Origin of the sequence: Helicobacter sp. NHP19-003 (assembly GCF_019703305.1) — a bacterium.
In the GTDB taxonomy this organism is placed as follows: Bacteria; Campylobacterota; Campylobacteria; order Campylobacterales; family Helicobacteraceae; genus Helicobacter; species Helicobacter gastrocanis.
Genome location: NZ_AP024814.1, coordinates 1,443,894 through 1,467,731, shown reverse-complemented (window position 1 = coordinate 1,467,731; position 23,838 = coordinate 1,443,894). Strand labels below are relative to the sequence as shown.

The window sequence follows — 23,838 nt, the reverse complement described above, 5'->3', positions numbered from 1 at the left end:
CATGTTATTAGCCGACACTAGGGGGGGCACAGATAGACCCCTCATCCAAGCCTTAGCCAAGCCTGCCAGCCAAACACATGGGCTTTACACCCTAAAAACAATCCCCAAACTTGACTTCAAAGCGCATTTAAACAGCCCCTACCAAGACCTAGCCGCCCACATTTGTGCCGCTTTGGGTTTGGGGGGGCAGATTTTGCAAAGTGCTCTAGAACGCTACAATGCCTTTAACCCCATTGCGCCCTTAAGGCTTTTAAAACCCAACTTAGCTGTGCTAGAGCTTTACCACGGCCCCACGCTTGCCTTCAAGGACATGGCACTGCAACCCTTAGGGGCCATGCTAGGCTCTTTGGCTAAAGACAATCAAGAAAAGTTTTTAATTTTAGTGGCGACCAGTGGGGACACAGGACCTGCGACTTTAGCCAGCCTTGCCGGGCTTGAAAACATTAAAGTCGTGTGTTTATACCCCGCCAAAGGCACAAGCCTCGTGCAAGCTTTGCAAATGCAAACGATGGATGCGGCGAATTTAAAAGTCTATGGCATTGAGGGCAATTTTGACGATGCCCAAAGCGCGCTGAAAAATTTGCTCAATGACCACGGGTTCAATGCGCAGTTGCAAGAAAAGGGTTTTTCCATCGGGGTGGCTAATTCTGTGAACTTTGGGCGGGTGTTGTTTCAAGTTGTCTACCATGTTTGGGCTTACCTAGAGTGGGTGCGTTTGAAAAAAATCAGCTATGGGGATTTGATCAGGGTGATTGTGCCTAGTGGCAATTTTGGCAACGCTTTGGGGGCGTTTTACGCCAAAGAAATGGGCTTGCCCATTGCCAAAATCGCCATTGTGTCTAACGCCAATGATGTGCTCGCTGAATTTTTTAACACGGGGGTGTATGACATCAGCCATCGGGTGTTGCAAAAAACCTACGCCCCCGCGATGGATATTTTAAAGAGCTCTAATGTGGAACGGTTGCTCTATGCGCTCTTTGGCAATGAGCGCACCAAAGAGTGTATGCAAAATTTAGACACACACAAACGCTACATGCTAAGCCCTAACGAGCTAGCAACTTTAAAAGAACATTTTGAGGCGGTCAGTTGCACAGATACAGAGTGCCTAGACTACATTAAACAGGTTTATGAGGATTTTAATCATCTCATCGATCCGCACACCGCCACCGCCTTGAAAGCCCTAGATGCTCTCAAAAGCCCCTTGCCTAGCGTGATCGTATCCACCGCTGCGTGGGCCAAATTTCCCCAAACCACTTGTTTGGCCTTAGAAGACAAGCCCACCAAAGACGATCAAGAAGCCCTAGAAATTTTGGCTAAAAAGGGGATCACGCCCCCTAGCCATGTCAAAGACTTGTTGAAAAAAATCCCCATCCATACAGAAGTGTTAAAAGTTACAGAGATTGCCAGCCACATCAAGGCGTGGCTGTAAGGGCTTGTGTCTCAAGCCAAGCGCGCAGCCCGAGCAAAGCGCCATGTGTTTTTAATGTACTTCCCTCCACACTTTTTGTTTCCAAAGATAGGCAAGGAGCGTCATCACCGCAAAGAAGAGCATGATTTGGATGCCTAGCCCGTGGCGTTGGTGGCGTTTGCTATCGCCGGTTTGCTCCAAGTAGTTGATGACTTGCTCTTGGGCTTGTTTGGTTAAGCCCACTCTGGGCATGGCAGTACCGTGCAAGAGTTTTTGCGGATCGTTGATGAAAACTTCCAGCTTTTCACGCCCCAGAGATCGAATCATCATAGACAAGTCGGGGGCGTTAGAGCCTAAGTAGCGGTGCAAGTCTTTATGATCCGTAACAGCATAAAGCTTGTCGTATTTGATGTCGTGGCAACGCTCACAGGCCTGTTGAAAGACTTGTTGATCTGTGAGCTTTTTAGGCGCGATGGAGGTCAAGTAAGCCACGATGTCGGCCAAATCTTGGTCGCTAAACTGGGCGAAGGCGGGCATGGGGTAGGGGTGATCGTCTTTATACTTGTGTGTGAGTTTTGCCGCCTTTGTGGGGTCTTTGATGAAATGCGCTAAGAATTGCGGGTTGATGACACTGGCGATGTGGGAGAGATCGGGGGGGACAACTCCAAAGCTTGCCCCGGCAGAGGCGTGATCCATGGGGGCGGGGATTTTTTGGCTTTCAATGCTGTGGCAAGCCACACAATTTTGCGCCACTAAATCCTTGCCCTTGCTCGCCACACCCTTGCTTAGATCAATGGGTTTTAAGTCTTTAAAGGCAAAGTCTGCGGGGGCGGTTTTTGGCTCCATGATGGAGTGGGCGTAGGGCTCCACTCCATAGTAAAGCGCACCGATGACAATGATCAAGATCACTAAAATTTTTAGTTCTTTCACTCTAAGCTCCTTTCTTTTCTGCCCGACTGATTAGGGGCAAAATGATAAAGAAAAGGGCTAAGAAAATGAGCGATGCCACTAAGCCGACATATTTATTATTGCCCACGGGGGGGAGTTTGCCATAGATCGTCAGCACCACCATATCCACCACTAAAAGCCAAAACCACACCTGAAACGCTTTGCGTTGGTGGGCGGGTTTAACCACGGGGCTGTTGTCTAAGAAAGGCAGTAAGAAAAAGATGATTTGCGCGATGCCAAAGACCACCAACCCTAAGTTGCCATTGAAGAAAAAGCCCCGCAAAACTTCATAGCTCCACAAGAAATACCACTCGGGGTAAATGTGTGTGGGGGTTTTTAAGCTGTTGGCGCGCTCAAAGTTGATGGGATCCATCGCAAATTCATAGTGGTAGCACACCAAGTAAAAGAAAAACACCATGAAGGCACAGACCACAAAAATGTCTTTAGACAAAAACACAGGCCAAAAGGGGATGACTTTCGATTCTTTTTTATTGCCCTCTTTGTATTTTTTCTCTTCGGCTTCAAAGTCCAGCACCTCACCCTCTTGGTTGTTGACATGGGGGATGCGCAACGAATAAAAGTGCATGCCTATAATCATAATGATGACAACAGGTAATAGAAACACATGCAGCATGAAGAAACGGGTTAAAGTCGCGTCTGCCACCACATAGTTGCCCCGAATCCACATCAAAAGGTCGGGCCCGATCACGGGGATTTTGCCAAAGAGCCCGGTGATCACCGAAGCCGCCCAATAGCTCATTTGCCCCCAAGGCAACATGTAGCCACTAAACGCCTCCGCGCTGAAGATCACGAACAACAACATGCCGCTGATCCAAATCATCTCCCGCCCTCTTTTGTAAGAGCCATAATAGATCGCCACGAACATGTGGATATAAATGATGACAAAAATCATGCTCGCCGCCGTGGCGTGGATGTGCCGCCACAGCCAGCCAAAGGCGACCTCTTGCATGATGGTGAAATTCACGCTGTCGTAAGCCAATTTGGCATCGGGCTTGTAATACATTAAAAGGAAAATGCCCGAAACCACAAGGGCGGTGAATAAGGTGAGTAAGATCACCCCCATCGCCCACAGGAAGTTAATGTTTTTAGGAATCCAATACTCTGTCATCAAAACTTTGGTGAGTTTTTTGATCCCGAGCCGCTGATCTAGCCAATCTACAACGCCCTCTGCTTTTTTCATCTCCGCCATGTGTGATCCTTACGCCTTCATCATTACTTGATATTCTTTGCCCACAGCCCCAAAGGTGATCTTGTTGCCCTCTAGTTTAAAGGGGGGAATCTCAAAGGGGCGGGGGGGCGGTGTGCCCGGGATATTCACGCCATCGGTGGTGAATCGCCCCCCATGGCAGGGGCATAAAAAGCCCTTGTCAATGGACTCAAAATTAGGGATACAACCCAAATGTGTACAAATCTGCACCCCCACGGTGAAAACCCCATTATTGACCTTGAAATCCCTTTTTGCGTCAAAGGGCATGTTGGGGGTTTTGCGGATGATGTAAACGGGTTTGCCCCGCCACTCCACACTGCTAAACTCCCCATCTTTCATGCTGGAAACATCCACGGTGGTAAAGCCCGCCGACACCACACTAGGCAATGGGTCCCATGTTTTTTTCATGGCGACCAGCCCCGCAATTGCACCAGCCCCAGCCACGCCTGCAAGTGCCATGCTCAAAAAATCCCGCCGATTGATCTCAGCCATCATCTCGCTCCTCTAGCATTTTTACAAAACGTATATTCTACACTGAAAAACTTAATATTGCGTGTTTATGGGGGTTTACGCCTTTAAATCCGCCCAGTTTGACCCCAAGCGCACATGGCATTCTAGAGGGACTTTGAGTGGGTAAATTTCTTGCATGAGAGTTTGAAGCCCTTTGGCGAGCGTGTCCGCTTGCTCTTTTGGCACCTCTAAAATCAGTTCGTCATGCACTTGCACGAGCACTTTAAGCTGCGGGTAGTGCTCTTTCACCGCCAGCATGGCAAGTTTCATCAAATCGCTTGCGCTCCCCTGAAATAGGGTATTTGCCCCCTCTCTTAAATGGTCGGCAATGAGTTTAGGACTAGCCCCTTCAAAATTGAAGGCGCGCACATGCCCTAATAAAGTGCGCACCTGCCCCTCTTGTAAAATCTGCTCTTTGAGTTTGTCTAAAAAATCCTTGATGGTGGGGAAGGCTTGAAAATAGCGCGCCATGTGATCTCTTGCCTCTTTTAGGCTGATGTCTAGCGTGGCGGCGAGCCGGTTAGCCCCCATGCCATAGATCAGCCCAAAGTTGATCGCCTTGGCCAAAGACCTTTGTTTAGGGTCGTTAAAAAGGGCTAGGGCGGTGTTGGTGTGGATGTCTTGGTTTTGTTCAAAGGCGTGGATTAAATGCGAGTCCTCACTAAAATGCGCTAATAGTCTAAGCTCCATTTGGGAGTAGTCCAGCCCCAGCAACACGGCATTTTTAGGGGCGATGAAAGCCCGGGCGATTTGTTGCCCTAGGGGGGTGCGCATGGGGATATTTTGTAAATTGGGCTTGCTCGAGCTTAACCTTGAGGACGCGGTGGTGGTTTGGTGAAAGAGCGTGTGGATTTTGCCCTTAACTTGGCGTTCTAATAGGGGCTTGACATAGGTGCTCTGGAGCTTAAAAAGCTCTCTGTATTCTAAAAGCGTGCCTAGCAAACTAGACACCTCAACACCCTTGATGCTCTGCCCTGCGTAGGCTTGTTGCAAGGCTTTTAGGCTCATTTCATTCGTGGAGAAGCCCGTTTTGATCTTGGTGGCGTGCTTGCTTGCGAGCCCTAAATGGGTGTAGAGAAATTGCGCCCATTGTTTGGAAGAGTTGGGGTTGATGTCTGTGTGGGCTTGTTCTTGTATGCGCTGCTCTAACTCCAACAAGCTTTGTTTAAACTCTGTATCTAGGCCCTGCAAATAGTCTAAATCCAACAAAAACCCATGCCCTTGCATTTGGGCTAAAAGCGTGAGTAGGGGGTATTCTAAGTTGTGCGCGAGAGCCCACAAATTGGGGTTTAAATTTTTTTTGTAGTGGGTGTAGGCTTTTAAAATGATGGGGGCGTTGTGGCACATGGCGGCGGCGATTTGGGCTAAATTGCCCTCTAGGGGGGCTGGGGTTTCTAGGTGTAAGCTCAAGACTAGGGCATTTAAAGAATTGTCTAAATAGCAATTAGCCAGCCACGCCAATAGGCTGATGTCCTCAAAGCTTGCCCCCTTAAACGCCCCAAAACGCCCCAAATGGCTAAAGACTTCTTTTAAACCATGCCCTATGAGCTGACAGGTGTAAAGCTGCTGCACCAAAGTGGGGGATAGTAAGTCGTTTAAAAGCACCGCCATGAACTCCCCACTTAAAGGCAACACCCCGAGCAACACCCCCTCTTTAAGCTCTTTGGTTTGCACCACACAGGGGGGGCTTTTAGCGAGTTTGTCTAGCACTTCTTGGCTGGAGTTTAAGGGCGTGTTTAACGGGCTTAAGGTGGCTTTGGGCTGGATTTGCTTTAACAAGCCAAACATTTCAAACTCCGCCAAAGCGTCTTCAATCTTTAATAGGGGGTTTTCTGTAGGGAAGTTAGGTGGCGTTTTAAACTCTAGTGTTAAATCGCTCTTAAGGGTCGCTAAAGTGCGGCTCAAAAAGGCTTGGTCTTTGTCCGCTCTTAGGGCACTTTGTAATTTAGAGGGGAGTTTGTCTAAGTTGGCATAGATATTTTCTAAATCCCCCCATTCTTGCAAAAGCTTGGCCGCTCCCTTTGCCCCGATGCCCCTAACCCCCTTGTAGCCATCGCTGCTATCGCCCACCAAACCTTGATAGTCGGTGAATTGTCTGGGGTGTATCTTGTATTTCTCTAGGCAAAAATCCACGCCTCTCGTGCTTTGTGTGCTTAAATCAAAGAGCACCACCCGCTCACTTGCAAGCTGAAAAAAGTCCTTATCGGCGCTGAAAATCCTAATCAGGGGCGTGTCAAAGTGCTGACACAAGCTGGCAATGACATCATCGCTCTCATAACCCGCCACGCTCAAAGCACACAGCCCCATGCGTTCGATCCACTCAAAAATGATGGGGAGTTGTGTGTCTAAATGGGGGGGGGCTTGGCGGTTAGCTTTGTACTCTTGGTGCAAGTCTTTGCGGTGGTTGCTCCCACTCTCTAGGGCGAAAATCAGGCCATCGGCTTTGAAGTTGTAAAGCCTTTGCAGGATTCTTACAAAGGCGTTCAGCCATGCGGTGTTAAACCCCTTAGAAGTGTGTAAATCCCTTAAGGGGTAGTAAAACTTAAAGAGAAGGCTAAAGGTATCAACAAGGTGTAGGGTTTTCATGTTTGAGGCAATGGGTGAATAAGTAGCGGTGTTCTTCAGGCAAGGCTTCGTAAATTTTTAAAGCCAAAGCGCGGATTTCCCAAAGGGCTTTGCTGTCCGTGCGTAAGCTCAAGAAGTTTTGCAAACTGCGGGCGTTTAAGCTAAAAGCTAGACTGGTTTTATAACTCTCTGGCATGGCAAATTTGGCGTAATCGTTTTTAATGTTTTGCACGATTAAAAGGCGTAAATTTTCTAAGGCTTGCACACTCGCACAATCCACCGCCTCCACTCCCGTAAAGACTAAAAATTTTTGGGCTCTCTCTAGGTTGTGTGCCTCTAGGGGCAAAAAACTCTCTTCGTTTTTGAGCTCTCTTAAGGTGTAGCGGCTGGATTTGACTGAAAAACTTGCCATGCGGTGGCGCGCTAATTCTTGCAAGCACGCACGACTGATGCCTTGGATGTCAAAGTTGTAAAATAAATGCTCTAGGGTGGAGTTGTGGCGGTATTTGTTCGCCACGCGATCGATGAGTTCTAAATCCTTGCGCCCCCCATTGTCGCTGTAGCCAAAACTTTGGTAACAGGTGCGGATGGCTTCATAGCAACAAGAAAGCGGCGTGGCGTGTTTCAAAAGCACTTGCATGAATCCCCTTAAGTTTAATTGAGTGGCCTAAAGCCTAAGTATTTGGGCGTGTAAAGGGTGTTGGTGTAAAGGATTTGTTGGTCTTGCAAGGGCTCTTTGAAGTAGCGCTGCAAGTGGGGGTAAAAACGCACCAACATATGCTCCAAACAATCCACACTAGCATAGCCCACCCAATCGTATTTTAAATCGCTGTTCAACAAAGCGGCGGTTTGGCTCAAATAGGGGTTCAATTCGGCTAAGGCACTGGTGATGTAAAGGTTTTGGCGATCCTGTGCTTGGGTCAGCATGAACATGGACAGATTGAAGTTGATTTGCGAAGAGAGCAACATTTGCGGTCTCTCACGGCTAGAGAGCATGCCTATTTGGCTTAAGAGCATGCCCGTTTTCACAATGGAAGTGTTGAAAAGCACCACGCCATTTCGTAGGTAGCGGCGTTGGCTGCCAAGTTCCTTGCCAAAGGCGCTCGCCTTTTTAAAGGTGATGGTGTCTTCATAAAGGATGTTCGCCCCCAAATCCTTGAGGCTTTTGCTCAGCATCTCTCCCCGAAAGCTGTCATCGTTATAGACCACCAGGGGTCTGTGCTGGCTAAACTCCAAGAGCATCGCCACTTGCTTAGGGAAGTCGATCCCCCCAAAAATGAGTGTGGAGGGTAAATCCATGCGCTTTTCTAGCTGGTGTTTATTCACCGTGGGGACAATGGTCGGCAAGGTTAGGGGGGTCTTTGCCACCAAGTTTTGCACTCCCTCTTGGGTCAACAACGCAATGACAAAGGGAAAACCCTCGTTTTCAATGCTTTGGTAAGCCTTCTTCAGGCTCTCGGGGTCTTCCTTTTGGCTGTCAAAAACTTTGAGCGTGAAGTTGTGGTTTTTTAAAGCTAGGTAAGCCAAAAGGGCGTTGGTGGAAGTGTCGGCGTAACGCCCCACAACTTTTTTAGGTGCTAAGAGCGCGACTTTATAGACCTCTTGTTGGTTTTGTGTGTCCTCCACTTGCGGGTTTTTTGCACTCAAAGTGGGGTTTAGCAGGTCATCTATGATGGTGTAATTGTCTTGTAGCTGTGCATCCTGTGTGTCGCTGGCATAGTGTGCCATGAAAGAAAATATCTGTCCGCTGGCATAGAGCTTATGCAAACAATCGGGGCTGCAGGGCTCTAGGTTGATCACCACTTGGCGGGCGGGGGGATGGGCGATGGCAGGCGGGGGTGCGCCTTAGCCCCCAACGCGCCTAGAAAAACTAGGCTTAAGAGCAAGCCCAAAGGCCTAATCTTTGTGCTTTTTAAAGACATGGGGGCTTAGCATGTTGGCGGGTTGGAAAATCTCGTCTAACTGCTCTTGGGTGAGGTATTTGCGCTCCAACACAATTTCGTGGATGGATTTGCCGGTTTCTAGGGCTTCTTTGGCAATGGAGGCAGACTTTTCATACCCGATGTGGGGGTTTAGGGCGGTCACGATGCCGATGCTGTTGAACACATAGTCTTGGCAGATTTTTTCATTAGCCGTGATGCCTAAAATACATTTATCCACTAGAGTGTGGATCGCGCGATCGAGCATGACAAAAGAATGGAAAAGTTTATAGGCGATCACGGGTTCGAACACATTGAGTTGCAACTGTCCACCCTCGGCTGCCATCGCCACAGAAAGGTCATTGCCGATCACCGAGAAGCACACTTGATTCACCACTTCGGGGATCACGGGGTTGACCTTACCGGGCATGATCGAGCTTCCGGGTTGCATTTTGGGCAGGTTGATTTCATTTAAACCCGCTCGAGGCCCTGAGCTCAAAAGACGCAAGTCGTTACAGATTTTAGACAACTTAATGGACACCCTTTTGAGCGCCCCGCTCACTTGCACATACGCCCCTGTACTTTGGCTGGCTTCAATGAGGTTTTGGGCGATGGTGAAGGGACGGCCCGTAACCTCTTGGATTTTCTTCTCCACAATATTTTTATAATCGGGGTGGGAGTTGATGCCCGTGCCAATGGCTGTGCCCCCTAAATTAAGCACCCTGGTCCAATTGCGCGCATCTAGGACATGCTGGATGTCCTTTTCCACCATGCACACAAAGGTTTCAAACTCTTGGCCTAGGGTCATGGGCACAGCGTCTTGCAGCTGGGTGCGCCCCATTTTAAGGATGTGGGAAAACTCTTTGGCCTTCAGGGCAAATGCGTCTTTTAAGATCTTGAGGGTTTGGGTGAGTTTGTCTAGCCTCTCATAGATAGCAATTTTTAACGCTGAGGGGTAGGCATCGTTGGTGGATTGTGAGCGGTTGACATGGTCATTAGGGTGGCAGTATTGGTACTCGCCCTTTTTATGCCCTAAAAACTCTAAAGCGAGGTTAGCGATCACTTCATTGATGTTCATGTTAGTGCTGGTGCCAGCCCCCCCTTGGATCATGTCCACCACAAATTGATCCAAATACTCACCCGCAATGATTTTGTCGCAAGCGTGGCAAATCGCATCCTTGATTTTTACATCGATCAAGCCTAATTCGGTGTTGGCTAAAGCCGCTGCCTTTTTCACTTGTGCGAAAGAGCGGATGAACACGGGGTAATTGTAGAGGCGGTCATGCGTGATGTTGAAGTTCTCCACCGCCCGCATGGTTTGGATGCCGTAGTAGAGGCTGTCTTCAATTTCCATTTCGCCGATGAAATCGTGCTCTCGTCTAGTTGCCATAAACTCTCCTTTGCTTAAAATAAAGCGGTATTCTACCCACTTAAAATTAATATTAACATCAATATTAACATCAAAATCATGTTATCATAGCCCTAAACTAAGCAATTCACTTTTAAGGACACTTGATGCATGTAAGCGACATTCAAGAGCTGATGGCGGCCTTTGACGAGAGTCAGATCGGTTATTTTAAACTCAAAATGGAGAGTGTGGAGTTAGTGCTAGACAAGTCGGCTAAAAGGACGACTCAAGTGCAGGCAGCAATTGTAGAGGGCACGCCCGCCCAGCAGCCCTTGTTGCACACCCCCACCGCCAGCGCCTGCGCCATCAACGCCACAACCGGGGCAGCAAGCGTGGGACAAAAAGCCAAAGAAGACTACATTCTATCCCCCATGGTCGGCACTTTCTACCACCGCCCCAGCCCCACCGCCAGCCCCTATGTGCAGGTGGGCGACACCATCAAAAAAGGGCAGGTGATCGGCATTGTAGAGGCGATGAAAATCATGAACGAGATTGAGGCCGAATGTGATTGTAAAATCCTAGCCATTGAAGTAGACGATGCAACCGCCGTAGAATACGGCACACAGCTTGTCAAGATTGAAAAACTTTAAGGTGTGGCATGGAGAAAGAGATTCAGCGCATACTGATCGCTAATCGGGGGGAGATTGTGCTCAGGGCGATTCAAACCATCGCCCAAATGGGCAAACAATCCATCGCCATTTACTCCAGCGCCGACAAGGATGCCCACTACCTCAACACCGCTGACGCGAAGGTGTGCGTGGGCGGGCCTAAGTCTGCAGAGAGCTATTTAAACATCCCGGCGATCATCAGCGCCGCCGAGCTTTTTGAAGCCGATGCGATTTTCCCCGGGTATGGGTTTTTAAGTGAAAACCAAAATTTCGTGGAGATTTGCACCCATCACGGGCTAGAGTTCATTGGCCCTAGTGCTGAGGTGATGGCTTTAATGGGGGATAAATCCAAAGCCAAGGTGTGCATGCAAGAGGCGGGTGTGCCTGTGATTGAGGGCTCCAATGGGATTTTAAAGAGCTATGAAGAGGCACTGGAGGTTGCCCAGCGCATCGGCTTTCCCATCATCATCAAGGCGGCCAATGGCGGAGGCGGACGGGGCATGCGCGTGGTGGAGAAAGCCAGTGCGCTTAAAAACCTCTATCTAGCCGCTGAAACCGAAGCGTTGAGCGCTTTTGGGGATGGCAGCGTCTACATTGAAAGGTTCATCAAAAACCCCAAGCACATCGAGGTGCAAATCCTAGCCGACAAACATGGCAATGTGGTGCATGTGGGCGAGAGGGATTGCTCCACCCAGCGCCGCCAACAAAAGCTTATTGAAGAAACCCCCGCCTTAGTTTTGCAAGAAGAGGTACGCCAAAGACTCTTAAAGACCGCCATTAGCGCCGCTAAGCACATCGGTTATGTGGGGGCGGGGACCTTTGAGTTCTTGTTAGATGCGAATGGAGAGGATTTTTACTTTATGGAGATGAACACCCGCTTGCAAGTGGAGCACACGGTGAGCGAAATGGTGAGTGGTTTAGATTTAGTGGAGTGGATGGTTAGGATCGCTCAAGGGGAAACACTCCCCCCTCAAGAATCGATTGTCTGCAGGGGGCACGCCATAGAGTGCCGCATCACCGCCGAGGACCCCAAGACCTTCACGCCAAGTGCGGGTAAGATCACCTCGTGGATCGCCCCCGGGGGGATGGGCGTGCGCTTTGACACCCACGCTTACGCGGGTTATAGCGTGCCCCCCTATTACGATTCAATGATCGGTAAACTCATCGTGCATGCGCCTAATCGGGATCAAGCCATCGCCAAAATGAAGCGGGCACTCAAAGAGTTTTTTGTGGAGGGGATCAAGACGACCAGGGACTTTCATTTAGCCATGCTGGATAATCCCGACTTTAGACGCAATCAAATCCACACCAAATATTTAGAAACCCAACAAAAGGAATCCTGATGTACGCAGACAGAATCACGAGAATCGCCCCTTCGCAGACCATCGCCATCACCACGCTGGCACAGGAGTTGAAGGCGCAGGGCAGGGACATTTTAAGTTTCAGCGCGGGCGAGCCCGACTTTGACACCCCCCCTTGCGTGAAAGAGGCGGCCAAGGCGGCGATCGATGCGGGTTTTAGCAAATACACAGCCGTGAAGGGCATCCCCGAATTGTTGCAAGCCATCGCCCAAAAATTTCAAAAGGAAAGTGGCTTGCACTACACCGCAGACGAGGTCATGGTGAGCAATGGGGCGAAACAATGCCTGTTCAACGCCTTTCAGGCCCTCATCAACCCCGGCGATGAGGCCATCATCCCTGCGCCCTATTGGGTGAGTTACCCCGAGCTTGTAACCTACAGCGGGGGTAAAAATGTCTTCTTGCCCACCGATGCTGCCACGGAATTTAAAATCACCCCAGAGCAACTGCAACAAGCCCTAACCCCTAAAACCAAAATGCTGGTGCTCACCACCCCCTCCAACCCCACAGGCATGATCTACACCAAAGCCGAGTTGCAAGCCCTAGCAGAGGTACTCAAAAACACGAAGGTGTGGGTCTTAAGCGATGAAATTTATGAAAAACTCGTGTATGAGGGCTCTATGTGCTCTTTTGGCGCGCTTGAAGGGCAATTAGAGCGCACGATCACCATCAATGGCCTTAGCAAAGCCTTGAGCATGACCGGCTGGCGTGTGGGTTATTTAGCCACGAAAGACAAGGCTTTGTTAAAACACATGCTCGCCTTGCAAAGCCACAGCACTTCTAACATCAATTCCATCGCCCAAAAAGCCTCTTTAGCCGCCCTGCAAGGTTGTGCCGACCAAGACATTGAAAACATGCGCCTTGCCTTTAAAGAGCGCCGCGATATGGCTTATGCGGGACTCAATGAAATTAAAGGCCTTAGCACCTTGAAGCCACAGGGGGCGTTTTATTTGTGGATCAAAATCCCCGGGCAAAACTCTATGGAGTTTTGTCAAAAACTCTTAGCAGAGCAGGGCGTGGCACTCGTGCCCGGCATTGCTTTTGGAGTTGAGGGCTTTGTGCGCATGTCTTACGCTTGTTCTTTAGAACAAATCAAGGCGGGCTTAGAGCGGCTTAAAAAATTCATGGCTTAGGGGGCTTTGTGCTTAAAGGGGGCTAACTTGTATCGCCTCGTGTTTTGGGGATTTGTAAGCATTGGTGGGGTGAATACACCTTTGGGGGGCTGTCGCCCCTTCTTTTCAAAGTTAGTCTATGCTGGGGTAGCCCAGCTACCTCAAAGTGTGCCCTAAGTGGGGCTTAGAGCTCCCCATATTAAGGTGTATGGCGTGAGCCGGTGGTTTTGCCTTTTTCATCTTAAGTTACTGTATATTGCCCTTTTTTTAAAGTAAAAGAGCTAGCTGTAAACCCCAACAATTTATCGCTTGGACTAACGCCGGTCGCATAAAATATTTTGTTTTTCTCTCCATAGACATGGAGGTGTTGGCCCTTAAGTTCTATATGTGTAATCGCCATCATTTTCTCCTAAATTTATTTTAAATTTTATTGGCTGTATTTGTAAAAAGTATTGATTTTTTAAAGAGTTAGATGAGGAAAAACCGATCACCATCTGCACCACTCTTCGATGTTAATAACAACACCTAACCCATATATTAACAACTCAAGTATAGAAAACATCGTTGTGATTTTTTAAAGTATCAACTATATTTAAAAATCCCCACTGTTTAGTGATGGCACTTTTGACTTTTTTCGTGATTTGCTCTAGCTGGCTAGCATCTCTAGGGATGGGGATTTGTAGCTCTTTCCATCTATCGGCAATGTTTGGTAAAGTCGTGTCTATAAAAATTTTATTTTCAAGTTGCTTATAAGTGATCACATGAGACATCGCGTATAACAAATATTCGGGCGTCATTCCATATTGCTTGGTAGCACTTTGTGTATTCACTCTAAGAACTAATATTTCCCTTGTCAGAATAACATGTGTGTCGTTTGGAGAAACCATGGCCACGCTGCCTATTCTGTAACTCCCCCGTTTGACAAATAAGATGTCTTTTGGCTTGAGTTGTTTAGCCTTAGAAAAAAGTCTATCGTATTCGCTTGTAGGAATCATGGCTGTAGGGTCTTTGTAAATCTGCCAATTTACAATGTCCTTAACTCTTATGTAAGGGATTGAACCCTCACCCTTTAGCTCCCCCTTAGGCGATCCATGCCCGTCAAAAAAACTAATACACGCATGATCGATCAACTCTTGCAAAGAAACCATGTTTAGATTTTTTCTATGGGCAATGTCTGCGATCTCAAGTTCTTTACTTTTCCAAAAGTATCTAGGAATCAAAATATCGCTTGCAATCACCTTATGCGCCTCTACTTCAAAGGTGTATTTCTTTTCATCTGTCCTTCCCCTCACTTCATCAATGATTGTCGGCGTGTCGTCTTTGACACTGCCATCAACATGATAAATCGCCTTGCCATTGTGATCGTGCCCTGCAAATTCAGCTACAGCCATATTGATAAATTTTTGTTGTTTTGTGTCCTTTTGAAGGATTAAGATAATGCACTTAGCATTGTTGTGGGGTCTAAATGTGTTGTGGGGGATATCGATGAGCCACTCGATATTGTGTTGGGTTAAAAACTCTCTGACATATCTCGTGCTGGGAGCGTGGAAGTAGGTTTCGGGCAAAATGATCGCCAATCTGCCCCCCTTTTTTAAAAGTTGTAAATTCCTTTCTAAAAACAGTGTGGAAACATTGCCTTCTTTTTTATTTAAATTCAAAGCATATTGGGCTAGTTTATCCTTGCCCGTTACTTTGATATCTTTTCCAAAGGGTGGGTTTGAAAAAGAGAGATCAAAGCTTTCTAATTTGATTTGGCTTTTTGTGAGCTCACCCCAATTTTTAGGCAATTCCAAGCTATCTTCACAAAAGATACCCCCCTTGCCATCGCCTAAAATGGTCATATAGGCTTTACCCACTTTTGTTAAAAAGCTGTCTTTTTCAATCCCTCTAATATTTTTGATCGCCAAAGCCATCTTTTCTTCGGCTCTAGAAATTTCGTTTTCAATGGTTTTATCTAGGGTGTGCCAAAGGTATTTTAATGACTCAACCAAAAACCCACAACTCCCACACGCTGGATCGATGATGGTGTGCTTTTTGTCTGGCGCGACAATTTCTACCATCAGCCTAACTACATTTTTGGGTGTAAAAAACTGCCCTTGAGAACCTTTTAACGAGTATCCTATAAAAACTTCAAACGCATCCCCCACGCTGTCTCTGTCGGTTTCAGTGATACAGATATTTTGGAGTTTGCCCACCACTAATTTTAGGGTTTTGCTATCAAAGGTTATGGTGTCTTGTTTGTTTAAAACATCATCGTATTTTTGCTGTATGTCTGCAAAAAGTTCGTCGATCCTATCCCTGACTTCTTTATCACTTTCATCTACAGATGCTCTAAATCTTACCATTTTGTCATTAGCCGTAAAACGCTCATCGTAAATTTTACAAAGGATCAATAAAATCATCTCTTTGGCGATTTGTTCGTCTCGATTCACGCCCGTGCTGTTAGCGACAATCCGCCCCCTAATCTCTTTAAAAATTTCTTTTAAGTTGTGCGTGGGTTTTAAATCTTTTCTTAGATACTTTCCTATCTCGCTTAATTTTTCATTGTGCTTGGGAAAAGCACTTATTTCTTCAAAAACGATATTCCCAGACTTCTCTATCTTTTGGATATAGACACTTTCCTCACCATTAAACCAAATGCCTATGCGCGCTTCGCAAAATTTCAGATAACTTTTTAGTTGTTCTATTCCATCTTTTCTATCTTTTTTCTTGCACTCCACGACAATTTTTAGTTTTTTCTCATTCTGTATTGTTTCAAAAACAGCAATGTCAATGGGATAACCTTTTTTGTCAGATGGGCTTGCCTTGACTCTGTATTGCGGGTGTGCTTGCAAAAGATTTTTTGGATAACCATAGTCTTCGTGGAGTATCTTTAAAAATGGTTGCACCGCCTCTTTCTCTTCAGGGCTTTCCCTAATTTCTTTACCGGAGATAAAATCCCTCAACTTATTCATAGTTTGTTGCTCGTTTGCCATTTTACCCCACTAACCCCAAACACTCTCTCTTAGAAATCTCTTTGCTCAAGCTAATGCATTCGCTGTTTTGTATGTGTTTAAACAAGATCGTTTCTTTGGGATCCTCTTTTGCAAAATTTACAAAGTTGTGATAGACAAGGTGATTATCTAGGTATTTGGTAGCTATGCCTTTGAATTTGTGTTTGATCATATCTTTTAGATGACTATGCTCACTATTGATGGTTTGGATGTTAAAAGAGCCTAGTTTATGTTTTTTTAGGTATTCTAATATGGCTTAGTTCCATACCGTTTGCAAGTTTCAAATAGGCTCTGAAACCATCTGTTGCAAAAACACTCTCTTTGGCGATCCTATCGCCTAAAACTCTCTCTAGGTCTTTAATTTTAGGTTTGCCAAAATTGGAAACCCTGGCGATAGATTTTCCGTCTAAATTCACTCTACTTGTTACACAAACTTGTTCTTTAGATGACCCACGCTTAGTTGCTTGTGTGCCTCGTTTTTTAGCCAAGCATGGCAACTTAAAATTTTTATGATGTCCTTTAAACGAAAGAGGGAAGTAAGTTTCATCAGCTTCTACGATGCCATTTAGTTCTATTCCATCTTGTATGCTTTGCAAGGCATCTAAAATTTTGTGTCGCCAATAAAATGCTGTTGTCACATCGATATTACAAATCTTGGCAGTTTTTCTCAGTGAATATTTTGCCACCATACAGTGGACGAATTGTTGCCAAATCTTAATGTCTTTTTTGGTGCTAAAAAGAATAGTGTTGTTAGTGTGGGTAAAAGTCCTTTTGCATGTCTTGCACATAAATCTCTGTCTATTGTCTTTCTTGCCATTCTTGACAAACTTAACAGATTTACAATGTGGACACTCTTTAATTGCTTTTTGAATAGGTGTCTTAATTTGAGAATTTTCCTTGCTTCTAATAGTCTTTAAAAAGGTTTTCTTATCTTGATCTGTTAGACCATTAAAGAGTCGTTTAACAATCTCTAACTCATTTGCGTTGCTAGGCATTTCAAAGCCCTTGTCAAGGAATTTAACTAAGGTCAGTATAGCAAATTTTTTAGTTAAAATCAATACTTTTTACAAATATAGCCATTTTATTTTTACTTCTTGCAACCGACCAAAACCGAAATCCTTAAAGGTGTGCCCTTTTTTAAGGGGGTAAAGTGTTCAACATGCACCGTTCCTTTCATAGGTTATGGGTTAAAGTGGACTAGTCCTCTTGGGGCTCTTACTTAAAAATCTCCATCTTGACATAGTCCTCGAGGTTTTCAGGGCTTAAGACACCATCAAAAGCTTGGAAGCTTGTTTGATCGCTCATATTTGCCTCGATTGTTTTGTGGTAAAGGTTCAAGGTCTCTAAAAACTGCCTAAAATTGGAGCTTTTCTTAGACAATTCTGTTAGCATCGTGTGGTCTAAATTGTCTTTAAAACCGGCGTTTAAAAGCACTTGGCTTTTAGACATGTCGTGAATGTTTAACAAAATGACCCAATGCCAAAGCTAGCGTGTAGGCGTTTTGAGCAGATCTGTTAAGTCGTTGTCGGCGGTGTCTAGTTTCTCGACCACCAAATACCCCCCATGTGCCCGAAAGCTGTTACTGATGGCTTGAAAGCAACATTCCCTAAAGTGCCCAAAGTGATCTCTTTTTTGAGTTCAAAGGAAAAGAGTTTTAAAGGCAACATGTCAAAATTTTTTACAAATTCACGCAAAGCGGGCTCAAAACTTTGATACGCAAAGCTCGCCCCCACCATGTTCGGATAGAGCCACGCGAGTGGTGAAGAAAAAACTATGCTAAAGAAAAGACTATACCTTTGTAGACAAGTTGCGCCAAAGAAAAAGCTACGCTTTTCATGAAAAAGCTACACCTTTCATGGGCAGGCTACGCCTGCTTGGACAAGCTATGCTAAAGAAAAAGCTATGCTAAAGAAAAAGCTATGCTAAAGAAAAAGCTATGCTAAAGAAAAAGCTATGCTTTTTCTCCAAAATACACCAACGCAGAGCCCCAAGTGAGGCCACCGCCAAAGGCATCTAAGAGCATCAAATCGCCCGTTTTGAGCTTGCCTTGTTCAAAAATGTCGTTCATCGCCATAGGGATGCTGGCAGCCGAAGTGTTGCCGTATTTTTGCACGGTCAAGACCACTTGATCCTCTTTAAAGGCGAGTTGGTTTTGCACCGCTTGGATGATGCGTAAATTTGCTTGGTGGGGGATGAAATAGGCGATCTGTTCTGGGGTGATGGCGTTGGCTTGGAGGATTTCCTCCACATCTTTGAGCAAAGTTTTGATGGCAAGCTTGAAAATTTCATTGCCCTTCATGTGCAGTGCCTGGCTGTCCTCATGCCCGGGGCAAAAGGCACTGCCCTTAATGTTTCTTGGAGTGTAAAGGTAGTCGCCAAAGTTGCCATTGGCGGCAATTTTAACATCTAAGATGCTCTTTTTAATATCCTCAGTGGGTGAGATCACACACGCCCCCGCCCCATCCCCAAACAACACACAAGTGGAGCGATCGCTAAAATCTAAAACACTGCTACACTTCTCTGCCCCCACGATCAGCACATTTTCATACATGCCGCTTTCCACAAACGCCTTAGCGGTGGCGAGCAAATAGATAAACCCACTGCAAGCAGCAATCAAGTCCATGCTGGGCGTGTTTTCTAAGCCTAATTTGGCGCTTAGACCGCAAGCAGTGGAGGGCATGGCGACATAATCGGGGCTCAAGGTGCCGACCAAGACCAAATCAATGTCCTCTTTCTTCAAACCTGCCCGCTCGATGGCTAGCTTTGCGGCACGCACGCCTAAATCGCTGCTCTTTTCCTTAGGGCTGGCAAAATAGCGGGTCTTGATCCCTGTGCGCTTTTGTATCCACTCGTCCGTGGTGTCTAAAAGCCCCTCAAAGGCGCTGTTGGGGACACAATTTGCAGGCACATACGAAGCCACTGAGCGCAACATTGCATAGGGCATGAAAATCCTTTAATTTGAAGCTGTAGACTCTGTGGGGTTTTTATGGCTAAAGGCTTGTGCCATTTTTTGGACCACACCGCTTTCCTTCGCCCGAATCGCTTGGTAAATGGCGCACTCAATCGCCCGCGCATTGCTTTTACCGTGGCTGATGATGACTGTTTTGTTCACGCCCAAGAGCGGCGCGCCGCCATATTCGGCGTAGTCGGTCTTTTGCTTGAGCGTGCCAAAGGCCTCTTTTAAAAGAAACGCCCCGATTTTAGCGCTGAAATGCTCCTTAATCGTGGTTTTAAAAATGCTGCCGATCGCGCCCGCGACCCCCTCTGTAGTTTTGAGCACAATGTTACCGACAAAGCCATCGCACACCACGACATCCACGCTGTTGACAAAAATGTCGTTGCCCTCCACATTGCCCTTGAAAATGGATGTATTTTCGGCAAATAGGGGGTAGTCGTGGATGAGCTTAAACGCTTCTTTGGTGAGGCTATCGCCCTTGCTGTCTTCTTCACCATTGGCTAAAAGCCCCACCGTGGGGCTGTCATATCCCAAAACGCTTTTGGCATACTCATAGCCCAAAATGGCGAAGTCTAAAAGATATTCCGCCTTGCAATCGGTGTTCGCGCCCACATCTAGGCACAAACTCGCCCTTTTACCCACAGAAGGCATCAGGGTACACAAAGCGGGGCGGCTCACGCCTTTAATGCGCCCGAGTTTGAGCGTGGCAAGCCCCATAGTCGCCCCGCTATGCCCGGCTGAAACCAAAGCGTCCGCCCCGTTTTTTAAAATATCCATCCCCACGAAAATGGAAGCCTCTTTGCGCTTGAGCGCCTCTGTGGCTTGCTCCTCCATACGGATAAAGTCGGGGCAGTCAATGACCTCCACCTTAGAGGCCAAGTCCTTAGAAATGAACGCTTTTGCCTTCTTGGCATCGCCCACTAAAATGGGCTCAAACGCCTTGCTCGCCAACGCCTTAGAAACGCCCTCAAGAATAGGTAAGACCCCAAGGTCCGCTCCCATCATGTCAACAACGATTTTCATCGCTGACTATTTGTAATTGCCTGTGAATCGATTGACAAAATGGGGCAATTTCCAGCTGCCGTCCTTGCCTTTAGTGGGCATGGCTAATTTGGCTGTGTAGTGGGTACGGCGTTTTCTTGCCCTTGTTTTACTCACGCGTCTATCAGGTACTGCCATTTTTTATCCTTTATGGTTGGTCTAAATAGTGATAATCGGTTTGGATACTCTGCACCTCTGAGCGCAAAATATCCTCCAAATCAATGACACCGCCAAAACACTCCATGGTGTCTAGGGCATCCACGCCCCAACCCTCCAAACTCTGTTTAGGGTCAAACACCCCATCACAGAGCAAGAGCTTTAAATCTTGGGACAAGGTTTTGTTAAAGACTTCGGCACTACGCGCGCACACAACGGGCACCTCTCCGTGCAAATGCCCCTCCAGCATAAAGAGCTTCGGGGCGACTCGGTGCACCTGCCCGTCCAGGTGCACGCCCTCAAAAGCACATGCCACGGATTTTACAGAATGCCCGATTTTTTGCATGTCTAGGCGCACTATTTGCTGAAGAAAAAGGCGATTTCTCTTTGGGCGTTTTCTTCGCTGTCGCTGCCATGTATGACATTCGCATCGATGTTTTCAGCAAAGTCCGCCCGAATGGTGCCAGCTTTGGCGGCTTTGGGGTCGGTCGCGCCCATTAACTCGCGGTTTTTCTCCACAGCATTTGCCCCCTCTAGCACCATCACCACCACTGCGCCACTCGTCATAAACGCAACCAAGTCGTTGAAAAAGGGGCGGTCTTGGTGGATGGCGTAAAACTCCTCGGCCTGCGCTTGGTTTAGGTGTAGCCGTTTGATTTTGACCACCTCCAACCCCGCCTCTTCAAAACGGGTGATGATTTTACCGATGATGCGCTTTTTCACGCCATCGGGTTTAATGATGGATAGGGTTTGCATGCGCGTCTATAGTCCTTACTTGAAATCTAAACCGCCTATTCTAGCAAAATAAGCCGTATTTTTAGCTTAAGTTGGGCGCATTTACCCAGCGTGTAGAAAACCGCGCTAGAATCGAGCCATTTGGTGTTTCTAAAGGATTTTTATGCGTTTGCTTTGGTCTTTATTGTTTGTCGGAGTGTGTTGGGCAAAACCTTTGATCTATGTGCTTGCCACAGGCGGGACGATTGCGGGCAACTCCAACAGCCGCTCAAGCAGCGCTTACAAGGCGGGGGTGGTGGGCGTAGATGCGCTCTTAAAGGCCATCCCGCAACTACAAGAGCTAGCCACCCTTAAGGGGGAGCAAATCAGCAACATCGGTTCGCAAGAGATGGACAACGCCACTTTAATCAAACTCGCCAAGCGCACCCAAGCCTTGCTAGACAAACCCGAAGTGCAAGGCGTGGTCATCACGCACGGCACGGACACGATGGAAGAGAGCGCATATTTCTTAGACCTTGTGGTGCACAGCAAAAAGCCCATCGTGTTTGTGGGGGCGATGCGCAATGCCAGCTCTCTTAGTGCCGATGGCCCCCTAAATCTTTACAACGCCGTGGCAGTGGCGGCGAGCAAACAAGCGGACAACAAAGGGGTGTTGGTGGTGATGGACGATGCCATCCATGCGGCCAGAGAGGTCAGCAAAACAAACACCACACACACAGACACTTTTAAATCTTTAAACACAGGCCCCATAGGCTCTGTGATCTACGGCCAAGTGCGCTTTTACATGCAGCCCCTAAGAAAGCACACCTTCAACAGCGTGTTCAACATCGCCAACATCAAAAGTCTGCCCAGGGTGGACATTCTCTATGCGCATGAAAACGATAATCCCGATTTTATACAAGCGGCGTTGGCTAAAGGGGCTGAGGGGCTCATCAGTGCTGGCATGGGCAATGGCAATCTCTTCCCTTCTGTGTTAAATGTCTTGGCTGCCGCCACAAAAAATGGTGTGGTGGTGGTGCGTTCCAGCCGTGTGGGCAGCGGAGAAATCACCCAGCCGGGCGAAATCAACGATGCCAAGTATCACTTCTTAACCAGCGACAATTTAAACCCTGCCAAAGCCCGAATCCTTTTAATGGTGGCCCTCACAAAGACCAACGATTTAAAAACCTTGCAACGCTACTTTTTTGAGTATTAGGCTAAAATAGAGGGTTGATTTCACATAGATTCACATAAGGGGTTGCCATGCACATGGACACACATGAATACTTAGATTTTGAGGATGTTTTGATCAAACCTAGGCGCAGTTCTATCAATTCCCGCCAAGAAGTCGATCTAACCCGCTCCTTTAAAACCAAGAGCGGACGGGTTTTAAATGGGGTGGGGGTGATAGCGGCGAACATGGATGGCGTGGGGACTTTTAGCATGGCTAAAGCCCTAGCGCAAGAAAAAATGTTTACTGCTTTGCATAAGTTTTACACTCTAGAGCAGTGGGTGGCGTTTGCAGGGGAGAATGCCGCAATTTTGCCCTATGTGTTCATCACCATAGGCATCAGCGAGGCAGAGCTAGAAAAGTTGGAGCGCATCTTGGAGGCGATCCCCGTGTTGACAAACATTTGTGTGGACATCGCCAATGGCTACAGCGCGCATTTTCTGCCCCATGTGGCTAAGGTGCGTGAGAAGTTCCCGGGTAAGGTGCTGATGGCGGGCAATGTTGTGGGGGCAGAGATGAGCGAGGCGCTTGTGCAAGCGGGGGCAGACATTGTCAAGGTGGGCATTGGCCCGGGCAGTGTGTGTACCACACGCAAAATGACGGGCGTGGGCGTGCCGCAGTTTTCGGCGATTGTAGAGTGTGCGCAGGCGGCACACGCTTTGGGGGGCTGGTGTGTGGGGATGGGGGCTGTGCCTGTGTGGGCGACATCGCCAAAGCTCTAGCCGGGGGGGCAGATTTTGTGATGCTTGGGGGGATGTTGGCCGGGCACACCGAGTCCGAGGCTAAAATTGTAGACAAAGAGGGCAAACCCTATGCCTTATTTTATGGCATGAGCTCACACACCGCCATGCAAGAGCACCACGGGGGTGTGCGCTCTTATAGGGCCAGTGAGGGTAAAGAAGTCTATTTGCCCTTTAGGGGCAATGTTGCGCCCACTCTGCAAGAAATTTTAGGGGGGCTGCGCTCCACTTGTGCCTATGTGGGGGCAACCAACCTCGAGGAACTACCCAAGAGGGCGATTTTTATCCGTGTGCGCCGGCAAATCAACCCCGTTTATAACCATTTAGAAAGTCTACATGCCTGAAGTTGATTTAATCCACGCCAGAGCACTTTACTACCGCTTGTGGCATTATCTCGTGGTGTTTGTGCATGATGAAGGGCTTTTTAAGGAATTGTGCTCCTTGGTGGGGCATTTAAAAGATTACCCCTTCAACACCCAAACGGCGCAGGCGTGGCAAGAGATCGAGAGCTTTTTAGCGCAAGGGCTAGAGGCGTTTAAGGCGGAGCAAAACGCCGTGTTGTTTGCCCCAGCAGAATCCTTTGTGCCCTTAAGCGCGTCTTATTATTTAGAGGGGCAGGACAATGGCAAGAAACGCCTAGAGGCGATCGCTCTTTTGAAGCAATCGGGTTTGCAAATAGAGAGCTACACGATCAGTGCCCCTGTGGCTGAGGACGATTTGGCGTTTTTGACCTTGATGATGAACGCCTTTTTAAAAGAAATGTTGGCCAATCCGCACTTCTTTACTTTACATGCCACGCTTTTTAAGGACTTCTTCCACTTGTTTGGGGATGCCTTCATTGAGGCCATTGCCACGCATGAAAAAAGCGTGTGTTATCAAAATTGCGCTATAATCCTTGGCGCGTTTATCCAGCATGAAAGGTTGTTTTTTAACCTAGCTTAAG

General features: G+C 47.4%; 20 protein-coding genes and 2 pseudogenes. 7 read left to right on the top strand and 15 right to left on the bottom strand.

Annotated features, from left to right (window positions below):
* Position 1: 1 nt before the first annotated feature.
* Complete coding sequence (gene thrC, locus K6J72_RS07555) at positions 2–1,429, top strand: threonine synthase (RefSeq protein ID WP_221279465.1); 1,428 nt, start codon at positions 2–4, stop codon at positions 1,427–1,429.
* Positions 1,430–1,480: 51 nt separating this feature from the next.
* On the opposite strand, the gene K6J72_RS07550 is transcribed toward thrC, so the two are convergent.
* The 7 genes from K6J72_RS07550 to aspA all read right to left on the bottom strand — a co-directional run bounded on the left by K6J72_RS07550 (position 1,481) and on the right by aspA (position 9,968).
* Positions 1,481–2,338 carry a c-type cytochrome gene (locus K6J72_RS07550; protein WP_221279464.1) on the bottom strand — a complete coding sequence of 286 codons (858 nt, stop codon included), beginning with the start codon at positions 2,336–2,338 and terminating at the stop codon, positions 1,481–1,483.
* Between the two features lies 1 nt (position 2,339).
* Entirely contained in the window at positions 2,340–3,566 is a 1,227-nt protein-coding gene (locus K6J72_RS07545; protein ID WP_221279463.1) for a cytochrome b, read from the bottom strand.
* A gap of 9 nt (positions 3,567–3,575) precedes the next feature.
* On the bottom strand, positions 3,576–4,076 hold the full coding sequence (locus tag K6J72_RS07540; RefSeq protein ID WP_221281215.1) for a Rieske 2Fe-2S domain-containing protein: 501 nt from the start codon (positions 4,074–4,076) through the stop codon (positions 3,576–3,578).
* A gap of 75 nt (positions 4,077–4,151) precedes the next feature.
* Positions 4,152–6,680, bottom strand: coding sequence for a DNA polymerase (locus K6J72_RS07535; RefSeq protein WP_221279462.1), 2,529 nt, complete (start codon positions 6,678–6,680; stop codon positions 4,152–4,154).
* Positions 6,658–7,299: an FAD-dependent thymidylate synthase gene (gene thyX / locus K6J72_RS07530; RefSeq protein ID WP_221279461.1), complete on the bottom strand. Its 642-nt coding sequence runs from the start codon at positions 7,297–7,299 to the stop codon at positions 6,658–6,660. Before thyX ends, K6J72_RS07535 begins: the two co-directional genes overlap by 23 nt.
* 14 nt (positions 7,300–7,313) lie before the next feature.
* Positions 7,314–8,459 carry a type 1 periplasmic-binding domain-containing protein gene (locus K6J72_RS08535; RefSeq protein WP_260320583.1) on the bottom strand — a complete coding sequence of 382 codons (1,146 nt, stop codon included), beginning with the start codon at positions 8,457–8,459 and terminating at the stop codon, positions 7,314–7,316.
* A 96-nt stretch (positions 8,460–8,555) separates the two neighbouring features.
* Positions 8,556–9,968, bottom strand: a complete 1,413-nt coding sequence (gene aspA, locus K6J72_RS07520; protein WP_221279460.1) for an aspartate ammonia-lyase — start codon at positions 9,966–9,968, stop codon at positions 8,556–8,558.
* A 125-nt stretch (positions 9,969–10,093) separates the two neighbouring features.
* Here aspA and accB point away from each other — a divergent pair, with 125 nt between their 5' ends.
* Genes accB through K6J72_RS07505 form a run of 3 tightly spaced genes read left to right on the top strand, consistent with a single transcriptional unit; the run spans position 10,094 to position 13,085 of the window.
* Positions 10,094–10,576, top strand: coding sequence for an acetyl-CoA carboxylase biotin carboxyl carrier protein (gene accB / locus K6J72_RS07515; protein WP_221279459.1), 483 nt, complete (start codon positions 10,094–10,096; stop codon positions 10,574–10,576).
* Positions 10,577–10,584: 8 nt separating this feature from the next.
* Positions 10,585–11,937, top strand: a complete 1,353-nt coding sequence (locus K6J72_RS07510; RefSeq protein WP_221279458.1) for an acetyl-CoA carboxylase biotin carboxylase subunit — start codon at positions 10,585–10,587, stop codon at positions 11,935–11,937.
* A complete protein-coding gene (locus K6J72_RS07505) occupies positions 11,937–13,085 on the top strand; it encodes a pyridoxal phosphate-dependent aminotransferase (protein WP_221279457.1) in 1,149 nt (382 codons plus the stop codon). Before K6J72_RS07510 ends, K6J72_RS07505 begins: the two co-directional genes overlap by 1 nt.
* Before the next feature lie 524 nt (positions 13,086–13,609).
* On the opposite strand, the gene K6J72_RS07500 is transcribed toward K6J72_RS07505, so the two are convergent.
* The 8 genes and pseudogenes from K6J72_RS07500 to ndk form a co-directional block, all read right to left on the bottom strand.
* On the bottom strand, positions 13,610–16,018 hold the full coding sequence (locus tag K6J72_RS07500) for an N-6 DNA methylase (RefSeq protein ID WP_260320582.1): 2,409 nt from the start codon (positions 16,016–16,018) through the stop codon (positions 13,610–13,612).
* A gap of 22 nt (positions 16,019–16,040) precedes the next feature.
* Positions 16,041–17,052 (bottom strand): annotated as a pseudogene (locus K6J72_RS07495) (IS1595 family transposase).
* A 220-nt stretch (positions 17,053–17,272) separates the two neighbouring features.
* On the bottom strand, positions 17,273–17,524 hold the full coding sequence (locus K6J72_RS07490) for a hypothetical protein (protein WP_221281235.1): 252 nt from the start codon (positions 17,522–17,524) through the stop codon (positions 17,273–17,275).
* 484 nt (positions 17,525–18,008) lie between these two features.
* Positions 18,009–19,001 carry a beta-ketoacyl-ACP synthase III gene (locus tag K6J72_RS07480; protein WP_221279455.1) on the bottom strand — a complete coding sequence of 331 codons (993 nt, stop codon included), beginning with the start codon at positions 18,999–19,001 and terminating at the stop codon, positions 18,009–18,011.
* A 9-nt stretch (positions 19,002–19,010) separates the two neighbouring features.
* Positions 19,011–20,036: a phosphate acyltransferase PlsX gene (gene plsX / locus K6J72_RS07475; RefSeq protein ID WP_221279454.1), complete on the bottom strand. Its 1,026-nt coding sequence runs from the start codon at positions 20,034–20,036 to the stop codon at positions 19,011–19,013.
* Positions 20,037–20,042: 6 nt separating this feature from the next.
* Positions 20,043–20,192 carry a 50S ribosomal protein L32 gene (rpmF, locus tag K6J72_RS07470; protein ID WP_221279453.1) on the bottom strand — a complete coding sequence of 50 codons (150 nt, stop codon included), beginning with the start codon at positions 20,190–20,192 and terminating at the stop codon, positions 20,043–20,045.
* Between the two features lie 10 nt (positions 20,193–20,202).
* Positions 20,203–20,556, bottom strand: a complete 354-nt coding sequence (locus K6J72_RS07465; RefSeq protein WP_260320581.1) for a DUF177 domain-containing protein — start codon at positions 20,554–20,556, stop codon at positions 20,203–20,205.
* An 11-nt stretch (positions 20,557–20,567) separates the two neighbouring features.
* The gene (gene ndk / locus K6J72_RS07460) at positions 20,568–20,966 is read right to left on the bottom strand and encodes a nucleoside-diphosphate kinase (RefSeq protein ID WP_221279451.1); all 399 of its coding nucleotides are present in this window, start codon (positions 20,964–20,966) and stop codon (positions 20,568–20,570) included.
* Between the two features lie 142 nt (positions 20,967–21,108).
* On the opposite strand from ndk, the gene K6J72_RS07455 reads away from it, so the two are divergent.
* The 3 genes and pseudogenes from K6J72_RS07455 to K6J72_RS07445 all read left to right on the top strand — a co-directional run bounded on the left by K6J72_RS07455 (position 21,109) and on the right by K6J72_RS07445 (position 23,837).
* Positions 21,109–22,140 (top strand): type II asparaginase, encoded by a 1,032-nt coding sequence (locus K6J72_RS07455; RefSeq protein WP_221279450.1) that lies wholly within the window; start codon positions 21,109–21,111, stop codon positions 22,138–22,140.
* Between the two features lie 47 nt (positions 22,141–22,187).
* Positions 22,188–23,239, top strand: a pseudogene (locus K6J72_RS07450) (GMP reductase).
* The gene (locus tag K6J72_RS07445; protein ID WP_221279449.1) at positions 23,232–23,837 is read left to right on the top strand and encodes a molecular chaperone TorD family protein; all 606 of its coding nucleotides are present in this window, start codon (positions 23,232–23,234) and stop codon (positions 23,835–23,837) included. The pseudogene K6J72_RS07450 and the gene K6J72_RS07445 overlap by 8 nt, the downstream one beginning before the upstream one ends.
* The last annotated feature ends 1 nt before the right edge of the window (position 23,838 follow it).

Bases quoted from the DNA above. Each gene is read 5' to 3' on its own strand.
- thrC (WP_221279465.1), top strand. From the start codon at position 2: ATGTTATTAGCCGACACTAGGGGGGGCACAGATAGACCCCTCATCCAA.
- K6J72_RS07545 (WP_221279463.1), bottom strand. From the start codon at position 3,566: ATGGCGGAGATGAAAAAAGCAGAGGGCGTTGTAGATTGGCTAGATCAG.
- K6J72_RS07540 (WP_221281215.1), bottom strand. From the start codon at position 4,076: ATGGCTGAGATCAATCGGCGGGATTTTTTGAGCATGGCACTTGCAGGC.
- K6J72_RS07535 (WP_221279462.1), bottom strand. From the start codon at position 6,680: ATGAAAACCCTACACCTTGTTGATACCTTTAGCCTTCTCTTTAAGTTT.
- thyX (WP_221279461.1), bottom strand. From the start codon at position 7,299: ATGCAAGTGCTTTTGAAACACGCCACGCCGCTTTCTTGTTGCTATGAA.
- aspA (WP_221279460.1), bottom strand. From the start codon at position 9,968: ATGGCAACTAGACGAGAGCACGATTTCATCGGCGAAATGGAAATTGAA.
- accB (WP_221279459.1), top strand. From the start codon at position 10,094: ATGCATGTAAGCGACATTCAAGAGCTGATGGCGGCCTTTGACGAGAGT.
- K6J72_RS07510 (WP_221279458.1), top strand. From the start codon at position 10,585: ATGGAGAAAGAGATTCAGCGCATACTGATCGCTAATCGGGGGGAGATT.
- K6J72_RS07505 (WP_221279457.1), top strand. From the start codon at position 11,937: ATGTACGCAGACAGAATCACGAGAATCGCCCCTTCGCAGACCATCGCC.
- K6J72_RS07500 (WP_260320582.1), bottom strand. From the start codon at position 16,018: ATGAATAAGTTGAGGGATTTTATCTCCGGTAAAGAAATTAGGGAAAGC.
- K6J72_RS07480 (WP_221279455.1), bottom strand. From the start codon at position 19,001: ATGCCCTATGCAATGTTGCGCTCAGTGGCTTCGTATGTGCCTGCAAAT.
- plsX (WP_221279454.1), bottom strand. From the start codon at position 20,036: ATGAAAATCGTTGTTGACATGATGGGAGCGGACCTTGGGGTCTTACCT.
- rpmF (WP_221279453.1), bottom strand. From the start codon at position 20,192: ATGGCAGTACCTGATAGACGCGTGAGTAAAACAAGGGCAAGAAAACGC.
- K6J72_RS07465 (WP_260320581.1), bottom strand. From the start codon at position 20,556: ATGCAAAAAATCGGGCATTCTGTAAAATCCGTGGCATGTGCTTTTGAG.
- ndk (WP_221279451.1), bottom strand. From the start codon at position 20,966: ATGCAAACCCTATCCATCATTAAACCCGATGGCGTGAAAAAGCGCATC.
- K6J72_RS07455 (WP_221279450.1), top strand. From the start codon at position 21,109: ATGCGTTTGCTTTGGTCTTTATTGTTTGTCGGAGTGTGTTGGGCAAAA.
- K6J72_RS07445 (WP_221279449.1), top strand. From the start codon at position 23,232: ATGCCTGAAGTTGATTTAATCCACGCCAGAGCACTTTACTACCGCTTG.